The organism is Aminobacter sp. P4_D5 (genome assembly GCF_056401815.1).
In genome coordinates, this window is record NZ_JBFUIP010001251.1 from 1 (window position 1) to 548 (window position 548).

Sequence of the window (548 nt, forward strand, 5' to 3'; positions counted from 1 at the left end):
GCCGTGCCCTATGGCCGGCACATGGCGCGGATCGTCCTGCTGGAGGGCAGCACGGTCGCCCTGCACGAGGCGGGCGAAACGCGCGTCCACGAGAATATCGGCCGCGAGCCGCGCAACACGATGACGCCCGGCCCGCGCATCGCCCGCGCGCTGTTGCCCAACCAGTTCGGCCCGCGCGCGGGATTGCTGGGCCGCGCGCTGATCCGCTCCTCGGTGATCGCGGGCGCGCTGGAGCGCGTGCTGGCGCTGACGGTGGACTGGGCCAACACGCGCAAGCAGTTCGGCCGCGCGATCGGGAAATTCCAGGCTGTGCAGCAGCAGCTCGCCGCAATGGCGGGCGAGGTCGCGGCCGTCAGCGTCGCCGTCAGCCAGGCCGCCCGCGCCGTGGACGCGCACGGTCTTGCCGGCGCCGCCTTCGAGATCGGCTGCGCCAAGATCATCGCCGGCGAGGCCGCGACGTTCGGGGCCGCCACCGCGCACCAGGTCTTCGCCGCCATCGGCATCACCGAAGAGCACGAATTGCACCACTTCACCCGCCGCCTCTGGTC

At 72.6% G+C, this 548-nt stretch carries 1 protein-coding gene; it reads left to right on the forward strand.

What is annotated here, in order from left to right; translation table 11 throughout:
• Positions 1–21: 21 nt before the first annotated feature.
• Positions 22–548: acyl-CoA dehydrogenase family protein (locus tag AC1DWF_RS37780; RefSeq protein WP_476843534.1), on the forward strand; the 527-nt coding region annotated here is incomplete at its 3' end.